The sequence below is a fragment of the Anoxybacillus gonensis genome (genome assembly GCF_001187595.1).
Taxonomy (GTDB): domain Bacteria; phylum Bacillota; class Bacilli; order Bacillales; family Anoxybacillaceae; genus Anoxybacillus; species Anoxybacillus gonensis.
The window spans coordinates 963,605-981,891 of sequence record NZ_CP012152.1 but is presented as its reverse complement, the minus strand read 5'-3'; the positions used below and the strand labels follow the sequence as shown (position 1 = coordinate 981,891).

At 44.5% G+C, this 18,287-nt stretch carries 16 protein-coding genes; all 16 read right to left on the bottom strand.

Annotated features, from left to right (window positions below; translation table 11 throughout):
- Positions 1 to 23: 23 nt before the first annotated feature.
- The 16 genes from sigE to AFK25_RS05175 all read right to left on the bottom strand — a co-directional run bounded on the left by sigE (position 24) and on the right by AFK25_RS05175 (position 18,282).
- Complete coding sequence (sigE, locus tag AFK25_RS05250) at positions 24 to 743, bottom strand: RNA polymerase sporulation sigma factor SigE (RefSeq protein ID WP_035065964.1); 720 nt, start codon at positions 741 to 743, stop codon at positions 24 to 26.
- Between the two features lie 48 nt (positions 744 to 791).
- Complete coding sequence (gene spoIIGA / locus AFK25_RS05245; RefSeq protein WP_035065967.1) at positions 792 to 1,685, bottom strand: sigma-E processing peptidase SpoIIGA; 894 nt, start codon at positions 1,683 to 1,685, stop codon at positions 792 to 794.
- 155 nt (positions 1,686 to 1,840) lie between these two features.
- Positions 1,841 to 2,959: a cell division protein FtsZ gene (gene ftsZ, locus AFK25_RS05240; protein WP_009373543.1), complete on the bottom strand. Its 1,119-nt coding sequence runs from the start codon at positions 2,957 to 2,959 to the stop codon at positions 1,841 to 1,843.
- 28 nt (positions 2,960 to 2,987) lie between these two features.
- Positions 2,988 to 4,268: a cell division protein FtsA gene (ftsA, locus tag AFK25_RS05235; RefSeq protein WP_035065970.1), complete on the bottom strand. Its 1,281-nt coding sequence runs from the start codon at positions 4,266 to 4,268 to the stop codon at positions 2,988 to 2,990.
- An 80-nt stretch (positions 4,269 to 4,348) separates the two neighbouring features.
- A complete protein-coding gene (locus AFK25_RS05230; RefSeq protein ID WP_019418349.1) occupies positions 4,349 to 4,708 on the bottom strand; it encodes a small basic family protein in 360 nt (119 codons plus the stop codon).
- A 5-nt stretch (positions 4,709 to 4,713) separates the two neighbouring features.
- Positions 4,714 to 5,430, bottom strand: a complete 717-nt coding sequence (locus AFK25_RS05225) for a DUF881 domain-containing protein (protein ID WP_019418348.1) — start codon at positions 5,428 to 5,430, stop codon at positions 4,714 to 4,716.
- An 11-nt stretch (positions 5,431 to 5,441) separates the two neighbouring features.
- Entirely contained in the window at positions 5,442 to 6,134 is a 693-nt protein-coding gene (locus AFK25_RS05220) for a DUF881 domain-containing protein (protein WP_033383606.1), read from the bottom strand.
- On the bottom strand, positions 6,118 to 6,897 hold the full coding sequence (locus AFK25_RS05215; RefSeq protein ID WP_009373532.1) for a cell division protein FtsQ/DivIB: 780 nt from the start codon (positions 6,895 to 6,897) through the stop codon (positions 6,118 to 6,120). Before AFK25_RS05215 ends, AFK25_RS05220 begins: the two co-directional genes overlap by 17 nt.
- A gap of 131 nt (positions 6,898 to 7,028) precedes the next feature.
- Positions 7,029 to 7,937: a UDP-N-acetylmuramate dehydrogenase gene (murB, locus tag AFK25_RS05210; protein ID WP_009373530.1), complete on the bottom strand. Its 909-nt coding sequence runs from the start codon at positions 7,935 to 7,937 to the stop codon at positions 7,029 to 7,031.
- Between the two features lie 40 nt (positions 7,938 to 7,977).
- A complete protein-coding gene (murG, locus tag AFK25_RS05205) occupies positions 7,978 to 9,069 on the bottom strand; it encodes an undecaprenyldiphospho-muramoylpentapeptide beta-N-acetylglucosaminyltransferase (protein WP_035065974.1) in 1,092 nt (363 codons plus the stop codon).
- A gap of 56 nt (positions 9,070 to 9,125) precedes the next feature.
- Positions 9,126 to 10,226, bottom strand: a complete 1,101-nt coding sequence (spoVE, locus tag AFK25_RS05200; RefSeq protein ID WP_009373528.1) for a stage V sporulation protein E — start codon at positions 10,224 to 10,226, stop codon at positions 9,126 to 9,128.
- 32 nt (positions 10,227 to 10,258) lie between these two features.
- Positions 10,259 to 11,593 carry a UDP-N-acetylmuramoyl-L-alanine--D-glutamate ligase gene (gene murD / locus AFK25_RS05195; protein WP_009373527.1) on the bottom strand — a complete coding sequence of 445 codons (1,335 nt, stop codon included), beginning with the start codon at positions 11,591 to 11,593 and terminating at the stop codon, positions 10,259 to 10,261.
- Complete coding sequence (mraY, locus tag AFK25_RS05190) at positions 11,593 to 12,567, bottom strand: phospho-N-acetylmuramoyl-pentapeptide-transferase (protein WP_035065977.1); 975 nt, start codon at positions 12,565 to 12,567, stop codon at positions 11,593 to 11,595. Before mraY ends, murD begins: the two co-directional genes overlap by 1 nt.
- A 23-nt stretch (positions 12,568 to 12,590) precedes the next feature.
- The gene (locus tag AFK25_RS05185) at positions 12,591 to 14,057 is read right to left on the bottom strand and encodes a UDP-N-acetylmuramoyl-L-alanyl-D-glutamate--2,6-diaminopimelate ligase (protein ID WP_026011802.1); all 1,467 of its coding nucleotides are present in this window, start codon (positions 14,055 to 14,057) and stop codon (positions 12,591 to 12,593) included.
- Positions 14,058 to 14,125: 68 nt separating this feature from the next.
- On the bottom strand, positions 14,126 to 16,042 hold the full coding sequence (locus tag AFK25_RS05180; RefSeq protein ID WP_035065979.1) for a stage V sporulation protein D: 1,917 nt from the start codon (positions 16,040 to 16,042) through the stop codon (positions 14,126 to 14,128).
- A gap of 65 nt (positions 16,043 to 16,107) precedes the next feature.
- Positions 16,108 to 18,282: a penicillin-binding protein gene (locus tag AFK25_RS05175; RefSeq protein ID WP_035065982.1), complete on the bottom strand. Its 2,175-nt coding sequence runs from the start codon at positions 18,280 to 18,282 to the stop codon at positions 16,108 to 16,110.
- Between the last annotated feature and the right edge of the window lie 5 nt (positions 18,283 to 18,287).

Here is an 18,287-nt window from a genome sequence, read left to right as displayed (position 1 = left end):
TCCTTCGAAGGGAAAAATATGCATTACATCATTTTGTTAAACTCTTTTCGCAATCGTTTAATAATTCGCTTTTCTAAACGAGAAATGTATGATTGGGAAATGCCTAGTAAGTCTGCGACATCTTTTTGCGTTTTTTCTTCTCCTCCGGTTAAACCGAAGCGAAGTTCCATAATTTGTTTTTCTCTGTCGCTTAATTGATCGAGTGCGCGAAATAGTAAATTTCGGTCAATATTCGCTTCTAAATCTTTCGTAATGACGTCATCTTCTGTCCCCAATACGTCCGACAACAACAATTCGTTGCCGTCCCAGTCAATGTTTAACGGTTCGTCAAATGACACTTCGGAGCGCACTTTATTGTTGCGCCGTAAATACATTAAAATTTCATTTTCAATGCAGCGCGACGCATATGTAGCGAGTTTAATTTTTTTCTCCGGATTAAACGTATTGACTGCTTTAATTAATCCGATCGTACCGATGCTAATTAAATCTTCAATGTTAATGCCGGTATTTTCAAACTTTCGTGCAATGTAAACGACGAGACGAAGGTTTCGTTCAATAAGTAGCGAGCGCGCAGTTTCATCTCCAGAAGGAAGTTTTTGAAGCAATATTTCTTCTTCCTCTTTTGTAAGCGGCGGCGGCAACGCTTCACTTCCACCGATGTAATAAATTTCGTCCGCTTTAAGCCCTAATTTTTTTAATAGTTTGTACCATACATATGTGAAACGTAATTTGAATAACTTCATAAAAAACCTCCTTCTATTTCAGCACGATCGGCCGTATAATCATAATAATTACGAAGCTTGCGACATCACAATATGCGGATGAACGATGCAGTTGTACTCACCGTCTACTGACAGCGATGACGGATAAAAGCCAATGAGCACTTTTTTGACAGATGTCCATTGTTTTCCGTCCGACCATTGCACTTCGTCTGGCTTGATCGCTACTAGTAGCTGTTGCTCGACGCCAACGGCACGATACGGGACGAAACGTATCCGGCTCACCCATTCGCTCGGGATGTCATCTGTGTACGTCCGTTTTTGAATCATTTGTAAAACAGCTGGAGGGAAGATGTGTGCGAACGATTGCAATTCAACGATCATCACCGGTGTATTTGTTAACGGGTCACGCAATTGATTTCCGCTATCGACTAATCCTTGCAACGATACCGTTTGTCCAAAACATGTCACACGGACAGGAATGACATGTTCAAACCGCAACTTTTTTTCGCGAATCGTTCCCATTTGCACTTTTGATAGTAACCATAAAATCGGAAACATGATGATAACAAACAACCAACTAATAGAAGTCGAATGTGTGAGCCATCCGGATGAATAAGGCGTCATTTCACTTTGCAGCAAAAAGTGAAAGGCGACCATCCCTCCGCCAAGCATAAACGTTGCAAAATAAAAAGCAAGCACATTTTCGATAAAAAAACGAAAGCGATGGAAACCGAAACAAATCCAAACGATGACAAAAGAGATGCCGAGTTTCGTTACGAAATGAGATGTCATATAAGCAAAAGGAGTGAATACGAGCAAGACGAGCAACGAGCCGAATAACGCAGAAAGCATAAGGCGCCATAAGCGCACGCGACGCTTTAGCATGATCGCTGCAAGCCATAGCAACATCGCATCGAAACAAAAATTTAATAACCATACGACATCGGCATAAATCAGCAGCATCCCCTCCTTATCTTGAAACATCTTGAAACTAGTATATAGCACTTCCAATAGAAAAGTGTGTCAAACGATGACGTCATTTCTTTAGAGATTTTGTCAAATGATGAATAAGAAAAGCAGACATAAAAAAAAACGCCCACGAGTCGTGAGCGTTTTTTTTAACGGCGACGATTGCGGTTGCGCAAAAAGGCTGGAATGTCAAGCGGATCTTCTACTTGTTGACCGCGTGTTGGCGGGTAGTCGACTGGTTCTTCTTTTTTCTCGCGCTTGACGCCAACAGTTGGTTTGACAACTGCTTGTCGCGTTGCTTTGGCTTGGTTAACTTCTTCGTTAAATCCTGTCGCAATGACAGTAACGATAATTTCGTCTTTTAAGTTTTCGTTAATGACGGAACCGAAAATCATATTTACATCTTGGTCCGCAGCGGATGCGACGATGTCGGCTGCTTCTTGCACTTCGTACAAGCTTAAATTCGTGCCGCCTGTAATGTTCATTAACACCCCTTGCGCACCGTCGATCGACGTTTCTAATAGCGGGCTTGAAATCGCCTTTTTCGCAGCTTCTGCCGCACGATTTTCCCCTGTCGCTACGCCGATTCCCATAAGAGCGGAACCTTTATTTGACATAATCGTTTTCACATCAGCGAAGTCTAAGTTAATTAATCCTGGCACAGCAATTAAGTCGGAGATGCCTTGTACGCCTTGACGAAGCACGTTGTCTGCTTCACGGAACGCTTCTAACATCGGCGTATTTTTGTCAACAATTTCTAATAAACGATCGTTCGGAATGACGATGAGCGTATCGACCGCTTCTTTCATCGCTGCTATACCGCTTGCCGCTTGCATCGCACGCTTTCTTCCTTCAAACGTAAACGGCCGCGTCACGACGCCAACAGTAAGCGCACCTAAATCGCGCGCAATTTGAGCGATGACTGGCGCCGCCCCTGTTCCTGTTCCTCCACCCATGCCGGCTGTGACGAATACCATATCCGCACCTTTGAGCGCTTCTTCAATTTGTTCTTTGCTTTCTTCTGCCGCTTTTTTTCCTACTTCTGGATTTGCCCCCGCACCTAATCCGCGCGTCAATTTCGCTCCAATTTGTAGCTTAATTGGCGCTTTTGATAAGTTTAATGCTTGGGCATCTGTATTGACCGCGATAAATTCAACACCTTGTACCCCATGTTCAATCATGCGGTTGACAGCGTTGTTTCCGCCGCCGCCGACACCGATTACTTTAATTGTCGCTAACTGATCAACAGTCGTGTCAAACTCCAACATGACATAATCCTCCTAGCCATTCAAATTGTCATTCAAAAAAGTACCCGAAAAATTTCTTTACTTTATGTCCTAAATGTTCTTCTTTTTGTTTCGGTTTCGCTGGTGCTTTATGCACCTTTTTTTCCGCTTGGAAATCGTTTGCCGCTCCGGAAGAAAGAACAGGAACGTCTCTTCCTTGCAACTTCGCATTTTTATAAGCGAATTGAATTAAACCGACACCGTTTGTATATTGCGGATCGCGCACGCCAATATAATCTGGCATCGCCACGCGAACGGTATGGTTAAATATCGCTTCCGCCAGTTCTAATACGCCAGGCATATTTGCTGTGCCGCCAGTCAGCACATATCCGCCAGGCAAGTCGCGAAATCCGCGTCTTCGAATTTCTGCTTGTACCATTTGTAAAATTTCTTCTACCCGTGCCTCAATTATATCGGCAATTTCTAGCTGGGTAAATTGTTGATGTTGATCGGTGCCAATGATCGGAACACTGAATACTTCTTCATCAGAAGCGAGATCGTAAAACGCATGTCCATGTTTTAGTTTAATGCGTTCTGCATCTTCTGTCGACGTGCGCATGCCGATCGATAAGTCTTTTGTAATATGTTCGCCACCGACCGGAAGCACGGTCGTTGCTTGTAAAAATCCTTGTTGAAAGACAGCAACCGTCGTCGAACCGCCACCGATGTCAACGAGCGCAACACCTAAATTTTTCTCATCTTTCGATAGCGCAATCGAAGCTGCCGCTAGCGGTTGAAGACATACGTCAAGCACTTGTAATCCCGCCCGTTCTACGCAACGAAGCACGTTATGTAAAGCGGTTTTTGATGCGGTAATCATCGTGCCTTCCATTTCTAAACGAACACCTAGCATGCCGCGCGGATCGTTAATTCCGTCAAGCCCATCGACGATAAATTGTTTCGGAATGACATCGATAATTTCGCGCTCCGGGGGAATGGAAACGACTTGTGCCGCTTCAATGACGCGCGTCACATCTTCATTTGTAATTTCTTTATTTTCGCTTGATACAGCAACAATCCCGTTACACGGCTGAAGTTGAATATGATTGCCATTCACTCCGACAATCGCGCCTTTGATCGTTACGCCGACCATCCGTTCTGCTTGTTCAACCGCTCGTTTAATTGATTGTACTGTTTCATCTATATCAATAATAGAGCCTTTTTTCAGCCCTTGCGATTTCACATTGCCGACACCGATAATGTTTAGCTGATCATTGATCATTTCGCCAATGATCACTTTTACACTAGATGTACCGATGTCAAGACTAACATAAAAATCGTTGCTGTTCATTCTGGTGGCACCTCCTTTACAAAATGAACGTTGCTATGTATATCAACACTATATTCCACATTCGAACAGCATTCCCTTTTTTATAAACGATTTTTTTGGCGGTTTTCTAACCATTTCGTCAGCAAAATTCGGCGGATGACAGCGATGTTTTGAAACAGGCGCACACCGAACGCAAATACAGCTGCTAAATACAAGTCTACACCAAGATGCACACCGAGAAAAGCTAAACTTGTTGCTAAAATAATATTAAAAAAAAATCCAGATACAAATACGTGCTCATCGTAAATATTTTGTAAATGGGCACGAATGCCGCCAATGAGCGTATCAAACGCCGCCAGCACAGCGATCGACAAATAGCTCGAATATTCGCTCGGAATGCGCCAATCCGTCAAAAATCCGAGCAGTATGCCTAGCAGTAAACCGAGCAATGGAAGCCACATTCTTTTCACCTCCTAGCGTCTTCGACCGCTTCCATTTGTTTCACACGCACCGCACCATCGTATGGAGAGATGACGACCCGTTGTTGTGGCTCTGAAACGGTAAGGAGCAAATTTTCAAGCGCAAAATCATCAGCAATGGTTGATGCTTTTAGTCGGTTGTACATTTTTTCAGCATCGGGGGCAATCACTTTTATTTCAATTGGAAAGGAACGAAGCGGATACGAATCAACTTTCGTCACACCATTAATGTCGCGAATGACCGTTGTGTTAACGATGCGTTGATCGGCAATCGATATATGTTGAGCCCCGTACATATTTAACTGGTTCATGAGCCGACGGAGTAAATCTGCGGATATCGTATCGCTAACGGGACCAACATATGATTCATCGTACATTTGCTCAATATAAAGCACGACCCCTTCGCCGACAACTTCTGTCAGTCCCGCTTCTTTTTTCAACTCCTCTACCGTTTGGCGAAGAATAGCCCCTTTATTTTCTGAACGTTGCTGTTCGTATTTTTCTAACGTCTCTTCATATTTTCGAATTTCATTTAACAGTTGCTTATGTAACTCTTGTTCTTTTTGTAAATCTCGTCGTATTTCCCATATGTCACGCGTATCGCGCACATCAGGCTCTTGGCTCGTTTGAAATTGGACAGCTAACATAAAGCCGATAATAAGCGAAACAAACGTAAAATGCCATATCGTTTTTCGCGCCAACATCGCTCCTCCTTTTATTTTTGCATAATCGGTTCCATCGTCACTTCTGACTTTTCGACAATATCTACAACAATATGATCGCTCGTCAATTGGTCTTTGACGCCACCGGCAATCGTTAACGCTGGAATGAGCACGTTCGGATCGCCGATCGCTTGAATGACAAACGGAGCTGGATGCTGTGTCCCATCAATTTCAATGACCGGACCGTTACAAACGATGTACGAACGATTCGATAGTCGCTGACCGTTAATTGCCACCGCCGATGCCCCAGCAATCCATAGTTCGTTTACAACCTGAAATACGTGTTGCTCATGAACAATATAGTTTGTCGCATTCGCTTCAGAAGGGATGTACGAAGCGTCGGATAACGTCACTTCTACTCCTTTTCCTTTTACCTTTACTTTTCCGAGATACATGCGCAACCGTTCCGCATCTTCGACGAGGTTAAAATACACTTGTTCTTCGTTTGCTAGCTCTTTTTCAATTTCGCGCACGCGTTGTTGTTTGTCAAATAGTTCTGCTTGCAGTTTACGGTTTTGTTCTTGTTGCTCGATTAACTGCTGGCGATATTCGTACTCTTTATTCCATTGGCGCTCTAATTGGCGATTGACCGCTTCTTTTTTTGTCATTTGGTAGGAGAGGACGAGCATAAAGCCTAAAACTAAACAAACGAACGATAAAACGACGTGGCTACCGTTCATTTTCATCTTTTTCATCCCCTTCATCCGTTTCGTATGGCTTGAAATATGTGCTCATCTCTAAATGAAGAACACCCTTCATCCCCGGTTGCAACTGGCTGACGATCGAAGGATAATGGACGATTTTTTCCGCAAAACGATCAATCGTCGCACTGACTTCTATGCCATCATTCATATAGACGGTAATATGTCTTCGATCAGACGGGCTCGGGGTGTAATGAATTTCTGAAATGAGGTTTAAAATCGAACTTGGCGTATGTGCCAATTGGGTAGCCATATCTTGAATAGCCTCTCCTTCTTTCCATCCAATTAAGATGGGGGCATCGCTCGGAATCGCTCGCTTCGCATCCGTTAACACTTTTCCATTCTCTAAAATCGGCAGAAACGAATGCTTGTCTAAAATGTAAGCGATGCGCTTTCGTTCGACGATCACGATGTCAATGCGATTCGGAATGCGTTTTTTCACGCTTACTTCTTTCACTTCTGGATGTTGTTGAATCCGCTGTTCGACGTCGTCTTTTTTTACTTTCCAAAAGCTTGTTTTTTTCGTCACACCGCTTAATTGAATGACATCTTGAGAAGCGATATGCCGATTCCCTTCGACGTGAATGACGGCAACGTTGCTAAGCGGAGACTGGGCATAAATGACGGCTAACAAAAGCATAAAAAAGATAGAGATATATACAATGAGCAAGCGGTTTGCGCGCTGTCTTCGCTGCTCTTTTAACTTTGGTACACGTTCTTCAAGAACAACAACTTTTCCTTTTTCCATTCACTCCACCTCGGTCGATGGACCAAATCAAAATAACAAGAAAACTAACGGTGCACGTTAGCGACCGTTAGTTCATTGTCTCAAACTTTATTATAGCATAATATAGAAAAAATTAGGATGGGGAAAATGAATTACTTCCGCCCAACAATTTCAACTTCTGTTTGCAACGAAACACCATATAAATCGTAAATGGTTTTTTTCACGTAATCGATGAGCGCGAGCACATCTTTTGCTGTCGCTCCGCCTGCATTCACAATAAAATTCGCATGTTGTTCCGAAATTTTCGCTCCACCGATCGTATAGCCTTTTAATCCTGCTTTCTCAATTAACTGTCCGGCGTATTGAGGGAGCGGATTGCGGAAAATACTGCCGGCGCACGGATAGTTCCACGGTTGTGTTTCGCGGCGATAATCTTTATTTTTTTGCATCGCTGCGACAATTTCGTCGCGGTTTCCTTTTTTCATTTCGAGTGTTGCTGCCACGCAAATGCCTTTACGCTTTGTTTGTAACACAGATGTGCGATACGAAAATTCCATTTCTTCATTCGTTAACCATTCGATCGTCCCGTCTTCAAATAAAATTTGTGCTTTTTTGACGATGCGCGACATATCGGAACCGTGAGCGCCAGCATTCATATATACCGCTCCGCCAACCGATCCCGGAATGCCTCCAGCAAACTCAAGTCCAGACAATCCTTGTTTACTAATAACCGTCGCTAGTTTAATAAGCGAATAGCCACCGCCAACGGTTACCTCTGTCCCATTGATTTGTAAGTCGTCCAACCCTTCGCCAAGTTTAATAACGACGCCTTCGATCCCTTCGTCTAATACGAGCAAATTTGAACCGCGGCCGATCGCACGCCAACGGACATGATATTTTTTCACGATTTCCATCGTCTTTTTTAAACCATCTATATTTTTCGGCTCAACAAACAAGTCAGCTGGTCCGCCGATTTTCATTGTCGTATGATTTGCCATTCGTTCGTTCTCTTTCACCGTTCCAACGTTTGCTTCAAGCAGCTCTTCACGTAGTTTTTCCAATGTTCTACCTCCTCTACCTCTTTCCTATATCGTATGCAACTTATGAAATCATCTCCACCACGACGCGATATAAACGTTCTGCCGCATCGCGAATGCCTAATTGAAATGCTGCTTCTTTCATCTTTGCCAACGTTTGTTCGTCTAGCAAAATGCGATCGATATCTTCCAGTAAGTGTACACCTGTCAATTCACTTTCTAAACGGACGATCGCTACCCCTTTCTTTTCAAGCGCCCGTGCATTTTTTTCTTGATGATTATTTGTCACATATGGGCTTGGAATTAAAATGCTCGGGATGCCGAGCGCCGTAATTTCTGCTAGCGTCGTTGCGCCCGCGCGCGCGACGATGACATCGACTCCGGCCAATACTTCTGGCATATTATGAATAAACGGACGAATGATGACGTTTGAAGGATTGCCGACATCGTTCACCGCTTTTATTACTTTATCATAATGAACGTCACCTGTAACATATAAAAATTGGTACGGTTTTTGTTCGACTTGTTGTAGCACTTGTAAAAATGCTTCGTTTATCGGGCGCGCGCCACGGCTGCCTCCAACAATAAGCACCGTCTTTTTTTTCTCATCTAATCCGAGCGATCGTTTCGCCTCTCGCCCATCTTTTCCTACGACTTCTGAAGCGCGTGGGTTTCCTGTTAACACGACTTTTTCATGCGGAAAATATTGTTTTGTTTCTTCAAAGCAAATGGCAACTTTATGAACATAACGGCTTAAAAATTTGTTCGTCAGTCCCGGAATGCTATTTTGTTCATGAATGATTGTTGGGATACCTAGTTTAGCTGCCGCATACACGACAGGTCCGCACACGTATCCGCCCGTTCCGAGCACAACATCTGGCTTATATTGTTTTAACAGTGTTTGACACGTGCGTACACTTTTGATAAAGCGAGCGATTGTTTTGACGTTTTCAAAAGATAAGCTACGCTTGAATCCGCTAATGTCAATCGCATAAAACGGAATGTTTTCTCTTGGAACGATCGTACTTTCTAATCCTTTTTCCGTTCCGATATATAATACATCAACGTTTGGATGTTGTTTTTTTACTTCATGAATGAATGAAAGAGCAGGATAAATATGTCCGCCTGTTCCGCCACCACTAACTACAATTTTCATTGTTTTTCCCCCTCATCGAAAGTAACAGAAGAAGCTGACTTCCATGAAGTCAGCCTTTAATACCGCGCGTAACGACTAATGTTTAACAAGACGCCAATCGCCATAAGCATGAGCGTCAAAGACGATCCGCCATAGCTTAAAAACGGCAACGTAATGCCTGTCACCGGCATTAATCCGGTCACCACTCCGATATTAATCATCACTTGAATCGCAACCATCGCAATAATGCCGACAGCTAAAAAACTGCCGTACAAGTCCGGTGCCCCTAAAGCGATACGAATGCCGCGCCAAAGCAATAAACTAAACAAAAGCAAAACGAGCGAACCGCCGATAAATCCGAGTTCTTCCGCCAAAATAGCAAAAATAAAGTCCGTTTGGGGCTCAGGTAAGTAAAAAAACTTTTGTCGGCTTTGCCCTAGCCCGAGTCCAAATAGCCCGCCCGGCCCGATCGCATAAAGCGATTGAATGATTTGGAAGCCACTTCCTAACGGATCTTCCCACGGGTTTAAAAACGACGTAATGCGCTTGATGCGATACGGAGCAGATAACACGAGACCAGCAAACCCTGCCAATCCAAGCAAACCGAGAACGAGAAAATGACTCATGCGCGCGCCAGCGACAAAAATCATGACGACACACGTGCCGACCATGACCGTTCCCGTTCCTAAATCGGGCTGCAACATAATCATGCCAAAAGCGAGAAAGACGAGCGTCAATGATGGGAGTAACCCTTGTTTAAACGACGCGATTTTTTTTTGATTTTCAGATAAATATTTCGCTAAAAACGCGATCATCGCCATTTTCATAAATTCAGATGGCTGAATGGAAAACGCGCCGACGCCGATCCAACTTCGCGAACCGTTGCGCACCATGCCGATGCCTGGAATTAAGACGAGGACGAGAAGAATGAAACAAACGATAAGCAACACTTTCGCCCACGTGCGCCACGTCCAATAGTCGATGTTCATGAAAAAAAACATCGCTACAATGCCAACCCCTGCAAACAACAGCTGGCGCTTGGCAAAGAAAAACGAATCGTGAAACTTGTAGTCCGCCCAAATGGCGCTTGCGCTATACACCATAATGAGCCCGATCGCCAACAACGAAAATGTGATGATCATTAACAAAAAATCAGGTGCAGACTTTTTTCCATGCAATGCGGAACACCTCAATTTACTTAAAATTCGTCTTATTTAAGCTTATGCACCGCATGTACAAACATGTCCCCACGCTGTTCGAAAGTTTTATATTGATCCCAACTTGCACAAGCTGGCGAGAGTAAAACGACATCGCCCGGTGACGACCATTCATATGCGGCAAAAGCTGCTTGTTCCACATTATCGACACGTTTCACTTGCTGTATTCCTGCTTCGCGCGCAACGCGTTCAATTTTCGGTGCCGTCTGTCCGAACGTAATGACCGCTTTTACATGGTTTAAGTACGGCAATAGCTCATCAAATTCATTGCCGCGATCTAAGCCGCCCGCCAGTAAAATGACCGGTTCATGAAAAGCGCTTAACGCTTTTTGTGTCGCTAATATGTTTGTCGCTTTCGAGTCGTTATAAAATTTTCGCCCGTTGATTTCAGCGACGAATTGCAATCGATGTGGTACGCCTGTAAACGTCGTCAATACGCGGCGAATCGAGTCGTTGTCTGCACCTGCTAGTTTTGCTGCCGCAACAGCTGCTAATATATTTTCTATGTTATGCGCTCCTCGCAACGCCACATCTGCGATATCGATGATGCGCTCGTCGTGAAAATAAATGGCTCCTTCTTTCACTGTCGCCCCGTATGATAATGGCGTTTTAGCGGAAAACGGCACTTTTTGCGCGCGGCTTTTCTCCGCCAATTGCATAACGATGGGATCATCGGCATTGACGATGGCGTAGTCGGTTTCTGTTTGATTTTTAAAGATGTTTCCTTTCGCTTCCGCATACGCTTCTTTCGTTCCATGGTAGTCTAAATGCGCATCGAAAATGTTTAACAACACCGCGATGTGCGGACGAAAACGAATTGTCCCAAGCAGTTGAAACGAAGATAATTCCATGACGATCACATCATCTTTTGTCGCCTGTTTCGCGACTTCGCATGCGACCGTTCCGATATTTCCGGCGATCAAAGGACGCCGTTTCGCTTCTTGCAACATATGAAAAATGAGCGTCGTCGTCGTCGTTTTTCCGTTTGAACCTGTAATGCCGATAATCGGCGCTTCTGACGTTTCGTACGCAATTTCCACTTCCGTAATGATCGGGATATGTTTGTCAATCGCTTTTTGTACAAGCTCGTTCGTGTACGGAATACCTGGATTTTTTACAACGAAATCAAACGGCTCATCAAGCAGTTCAAGCGGATGTCCCCCGCATACGAGACGAATGCCAAGCGCTTCTAGCTCCCGTTTTTGTTGTTCACTCGGTTCATTTCGATCATTGACGACGACATCGGCACCGAGCTCACGAAGCCGTTTTGCCGCTGCCCATCCGCTTTTTGCTAAACCTAATACGAACACTTTTTTTCCGTTATACATTATACCCACACCTCAATATAAATTCCTAAGATGGCAAACAGTAAGCCAACCGCCCAAAACGTCACAACGACGCGCCATTCAGACCAGCCGATTAATTCGTAATGATGGTGAAGCGGGCTCATACGAAAGACGCGTTTTCCTGTCGTTTTAAACGAAATAACTTGAATAATAACAGATAACGTTTCGATAACAAATACACCGCCGATAATGACTAACAATATTTCAAGCTTCGTTAAAATCGCAACGGTAACAATGGCTCCGCCAAGCGCAAGTGAGCCGGTATCGCCCATAAACACTTTTGCAGGATGCGCGTTAAATACGAGAAATCCAAGCACCGCACCGACGACAGCAACGCTAAAAATGGCGATATCGTACTGCCCTTGGTTCCACGCCAATACAGCATATGCACCAAACGCGATCGCTGCTGTTCCCGCAAGCAAGCCGTCTAAGCCGTCTGTGAAATTGACGGCGTTCGAACCGCCAACGAGCATAAAAATAATAAGCAAAATATACGCAGCGCCTAAATCGATCGAAACGTTTGTACCTGGGATCGAAACGACCGTTGAGATGCTATAGTGTTGAAAGAAAAAGTAAAAGACGAGCGCAATGAATAATTGTCCGGCTAGTTTTTGTTTGCTCGTTAAGCCAAGGTTGCGCTTCATAACGACTTTAATGAAATCGTCAACAAAGCCGAGCAATCCGTATCCTATCGTCACAAACAACAATAAGTACGTTTGCGCTGTTCGTTCAAAAAATAGATCGCTCATGACAAATGTCGTGATCGAAAGCGATAGTAAAATCATTAGTCCGCCCATCGTTGGCGTCCCTGATTTTTTTTGATGTGATTTTGGTCCTTCTTCACGAATGCTTTGCCCAAATTTTAATCGCCTTAAAAACGGAATGAAAATGGGCGATAACACAACGGTAATGATAAAGGCAAGCCCTGCCGTAAACAAAATGACTTTCTCGTTCATGATCGTTGCCCCTTCCTCATCTCCTATTTCTCTTTTCTTCGTTGAATAGCTTCGCGTGCGACGACACGATCATCGAAATATAACACGTCTTTGCCAATGATTTGATACGTTTCATGTCCTTTTCCTGCAATTAAAACGACATCGCCTTCTTCAGCTTGTTCAATCGCATATGTAATCGCCTCTTTTCGATCTACGATACATACGACGTCTTCTGTTACCCCTTGTTTCATATCATTTAAAATGGCGAGCGGGTCTTCTGAGCGCGGATTATCGGATGTAAAAATCGGCACATCGCTATATTGGACGGCGATTTGTGCCATCAATGGCCGCTTCGTCCGATCGCGATCTCCGCCGCAGCCGACGACGACAAATACGCGCTTTTTCGCAAACTGCCGAATCGTTTGCAACACATTTTCTAAACTATCTGGCGTATGGGCGTAATCGACGATGACCGTAAACGGCTGGCCAGCGTCAACGACTTCAAAGCGGCCCGGAACGCCTTCCATATGAGCGATCGCTTCAACAATCGTCGCAAGCGGAATGTTCGAGACGAGACAAGCGCTCACAGCCGCTAATACATTATACACGTTAAACATGCCGATGAGTTTCGTTTTTACTTCCACCATTTCGGTCGGTGTAACGAGCTGAAACGTCGTGCCGCTCGTTGTCATTTCAATGTTTTTCGCCATGATGTCACTTTCATGATGAATGCCGTACGTGACAACATTGGCCGCCGTACTTTTTTTGTACTCTTCGGAAGCCGCATCGTCTGCATTTAATATCGCAAATTTTGGCCGTTGATGGTCAAAACGGTTGCCGAGTTGTGCAAACAATAACCCTTTCGACCAACGATAATGGTCCATCGTTTGATGGTAATCTAAATGATCTTGCGTCAAATTGGTGAAAACAGCGACATCAAAATCGCAACCATGCACCCTTCCCATATGTAGCGCATGTGAAGAGACTTCCATCGCAGCGACGTCCACATCGGCATCAACCATTTTACGAAACATTTTTTGCAAAACGAGCGATTCAGGTGTTGTATTGTTTACATCATACGTTTCATCGCCTATTTTCATGTGAATTGTGCCAATGAGACCGGTTTTTTTTCCCGCGTGACGACATATGCGTTCAATGAAATACGTCGTCGACGTTTTTCCGTTCGTTCCCGTTACACCGATTAAATGCAGATGATGTGTCGGCTGACCGTAAAACGCATCGGCTAATACCGCTAATGCTCGCCGGCTATCGTTCACATAAATGACCGGCACAGGCAATGTGAGCGGTCGTTCCGCAATGATCGCCACCGCTCCGCGCGCTACGGCTTGTTCAGCAAAATCGTGACCGTCTACAGTAAACCCTTTGATGCATACAAACAACGAACCTTGTTGCACTTCTCTTGAGTCCATTTCAATGGATGTAATCGTCGGATTTTCTGTTACGCGTGGTGTAAAGTTATGTAAATATTGAAGCAACGTTTGTAACTTCATGCCGATCGTTCCTTTCTTTTTTCTTATATAAACAGAAAAAGAAGCCATGAGGATACTTCCTCTAGGCTTTACCGTTTCGTTCCAAAATAAACCCGGATCGTCGCTCCTTCTTTTACTTTGACTCCAGGCTTCGGCGCCTGTTCAATGACCGTATCACCTTCGCCACTACCATCTAATTTTAAGTGAAAAAGCTGTTGTTGCAAATCTTTTTTTGTTAAACCGATTAAATTTGGCACTTCGACATAGCGCGCATCGAGCCACGTCGTTTCTTTTTCAATTTGTTGTTTACGCGGTTTTACCCCGAGTGCACGTAAACTATCTTCCATAATATTTCCAACAATCGGAGCGGCGACGACGCCCCCAAATTGCACCGTTCCTTTCGGATTGTCGACAGCGACATATACAACAATTTGCGGATCGTCCGCCGGAGCAAAGCCGATAAATGAAACGATATGGTTATCTTTTAAATATTGACCATCTTTCGCTTTTTGTGCCGTACCTGTTTTACCGCCAACGCGATAACCATCGACAAACGCTCCCTTACCTGTTCCTTGTGCCACAACGCTTTCGAGCGCATAACGAATTTGCTTTGACGTTTCCTCGGAAATAACTCTCCGTTTTGCTTTCGGCGTTTGACGGCTCACAACCTCTCCTGTGACCGGATCGAGCCATTCTTTTGCAATGTACGGTTGATATAAAATGCCACCGTTTACTGCCGCTGCGACCGCTGCCACTTGTTGAATCGGTGTAACAGCTACCCCTTGACCGAAAGCTGTCGTCGCTTGTTCGACCGGTCCGACGCGATGGAGCGGAAACAAAATGCCCTTCCCTTCCCCTTGCAAATCGATGCCTGTTTTTTCACCGAAACCGAACGCGCGAATATATTGAAATAGTTTATCTTTGCCTAGTCGATCGCCGAGTTCAACGAATCCCGGGTTGCACGAGTTTTGCACAACTTCAAGAAACGTTTGATCGCCATGACCGCCACGCTTCCAACAATGGAGCGTCGCCCCAGCTACTTTCACATATCCCGGATCGTAAAAATGTTCTTTGAATAAATCAACTTTTTTTTCTTCTAATGCCGCAGCAAGCGTAATAATTTTAAACGTCGATCCCGGTTCATACGTGCTCCAAATCGGTAAATTGCGGTTAAAAATTTCAGGAGGAACGTGTTGAAAATCGGCAGGGTCAAACGTCGGACGGCTGGCCATCCCTAAAATTTCTCCGTTGTTCGGGTTCATCGCAATCGCAATGATGCCATCTGGGCGATATGTCGCTTCGGCGATGCTTAGCTCCCGTTCTAAAATCGTTTGGACACGCGTATCGATCGTTAATTTTAAATCGAGACCGTCCACAGGTGGCGTGTATGCATCCGCCATTCCCGGCATGCGCTTTCCTTTTGCATCGGAATAAAATTGGACCGACCCCGGTTTGCCGCTTAGTTGTTTATCGTAATATAGTTCAAGACCCATTAATCCTTGGTTGTCAATGCCTGCAAATCCGAGTACGTGCGATAAATAGCTTCCAAACGGATAGTAACGTTTCGAGTCTTCCGCGATGTATACCCCTTTCATCCCTAAATCGCGAATTTGTTTGGCTTTCTCATTTGAAATTTTTCGCCCTTCTGGATGAATGCGTTCAATGGACGTTTTTTTCGTCACATGTTTATATGCTTTTTCGACCGGCATATTTAATATGCGTGCCAGTTCATTCGCGACTTCAGATGGATTTTCTATTTGTCTTGGAACGACGAGCACAGACGGGGCGCTCACGTTTGTCGCTAACGGCACCCCGTTGCGATCGACGATTTCTCCGCGCTCAGGCTCAAACGGAATATTTCGGCTCCATAAATCTTTCGCTCGTTCCGTTAACATATCTCCTAAAACGAATTGCACATAACCGAGACGTATATCAATAATCGCAAAAATGAGAAATCCGATCAACAAGACAGCCGTTAATCGTTTTCGAACGGTCACTGCACGCATATAGCGGAACCTCCTTACTATGTTTCAGCTCGTTCCACTATATGCTTGTACCGCTCTATATAGAACTAATCGACCGGACCGTCTACTTGTTGTTCGGAGTCTTCTTGTTGTTTTTCATCGATATGTGACGGCTTCGCAAGTTCGACAATGATATAGTCGTGTTGTTTCACAACCGCTCCCGGAGCGATATTTTGGCGAAATACGTAGCCGCTTCCGATAAAGCTCGGCTTCAACTGCAACAAGTCAGCTAGCTTCATGACATCGCGCAACGACCAGCCGGTCACATCTGGCATCATGGCGTGTCCGTCTGTTTGCAACAAAATGCGATCTGGCGCAACGACGTGTTCCCCTGCTTTCGGAAACTGCGCACGCACTTCTGTTCCTTTGCCGATGATCGTGACATTGAATCCTTGTTTTTTCAACGACTGTGCCGCTTGTTCAACCGATTGACCGACATACGAAGGAAGAGCGATGCTTTTATCTTTTTTCTCCCTCTTTTTCTGAACAGTCGGTTGAATGTTTAAATATTGTAAACTATTTTTCATGACAGGATTAAAAATCATCGATACGGGCGCCGCTCCCGTTTCCGTATATGAAATGTTTGGTTGTTGCACAGCGACATACATAATTAAACGCGGATTTTCGCGCGGTGCCATGCCTAAAAACGAGAAGATATAGTTTTGGTGCCCTGTTAAATATCCGCCTTTCGGATCTGGAATTTGCGCCGTTCCTGTTTTTCCTGCTACGCGATAGCCTTCAATTTGGTACGGGCGCCCTGTTCCGTTTTCAGATGTGACGACCGTTTCTAAAATATCTAACACTTTTTCCGCTGTTTCTTTTGAAATCGGTGTATCGACAACGGTCGGTTCATGTTTTACAACCGTTTTCCCGCTGTCTGGATCAACGATGCGATCGACAACGTACGGTTTCATCATTTTTCCGCCGTTTGCGATCGCCGTAGCCGCTTGAATTTGTTGGATCGGTGTCACCGATGTTCCTTGTCCGAAACCTGTCGTCACTTTTTCAATCGGATAACGATATAAAATGTTTCCCACTTTTTCGCCCGGCAATTCAATGCCTGTCGGCTCGTTAAAATGGAAGCGATGCAAATATTGTAAAAAGCGATCTTCTCCTAGTTTTTCGCGCACAATTTTTGCGAATGCCACGTTTGATGAACGTTGCACCCCTTCAAGAAACGTAATTTTCCCCCAACCGACTTTATTATGGTCGCGAATGCGGTGACTTCCGACTTGATAAGAACCGGATTGATACGTCTCATTCGCTTGAAACACCCCTTCATTCACCGCAGCAGCAAGCGTAAAAATTTTCATTGTCGATCCCGGTTCGTACGGATATGCAATGGCATCGTTTAAATAGTTTTCAATATTTCGTTTGTTCGGATTAAAGCTTGGGCGAGTGCTCATCGCCAAAATCGCCCCTGTTTTCGCATCTGCCACAATGGCGATCATTTTTTTCGGAGCATATTGTTTTTCCACCCCATTCATCGCATCTTCTAAAAACGTTTGGATTTTTTTATCAATCGTCAAATATACGTCTTTTCCGTTTTTCGGTGGAACGATGGTTTCATCTGAATGAGGCAGCTTAAACCCTTGTTGGTCACCTTTATAATAGACCTCGCCATCTTTTTCTTTTAACTGTTCATTGAACTGTTTTTCAATGCCCATTTTTCCGACAACTTCTTCCTTTTCCTCATCTTTTTGGGCATAACCGACAACGTATGATGCGAACGTACCGTTCGGATAAAATCGTTTTGAATCGCGTATAAACGTAATGCCAGGAAGCTGCAACGCCTCAATTTTCCGCTTAAGCGTTTGGCTAATGCCGCGACCGTTCGGGCCGAACTCGACTTGATGCGCCTTTTTTTTCAAAATGCGCTCTACATCTGCTACATCCATCTTTAATAGCGGGGCTAGTTTACGGGCTGTTTCTTCCGGGTCGGTCACGTGTTGCGGCATGTTCGGATCAAGAACAGCAGCGACCGTGTAAGAAGGAATGTCTTCTGCGATCACTTCACCGTGCCGATCAAAAATCGTTCCTCGCTTCGCTTCAAGCGCTTGCATTTTTAAATAACGGTTTTTCGCTTCATCAGCTAACACTCTTCCATCCACTTCGCCTGTTGCTTGTAAATAAACGAAACGCCCAAACAATGTAAAAAAGAGCAAGCTAAAAAAAATGAAACATATAGCTGCTCCTCTATGCGTATGTTTATGCTTTCTCATTTGGC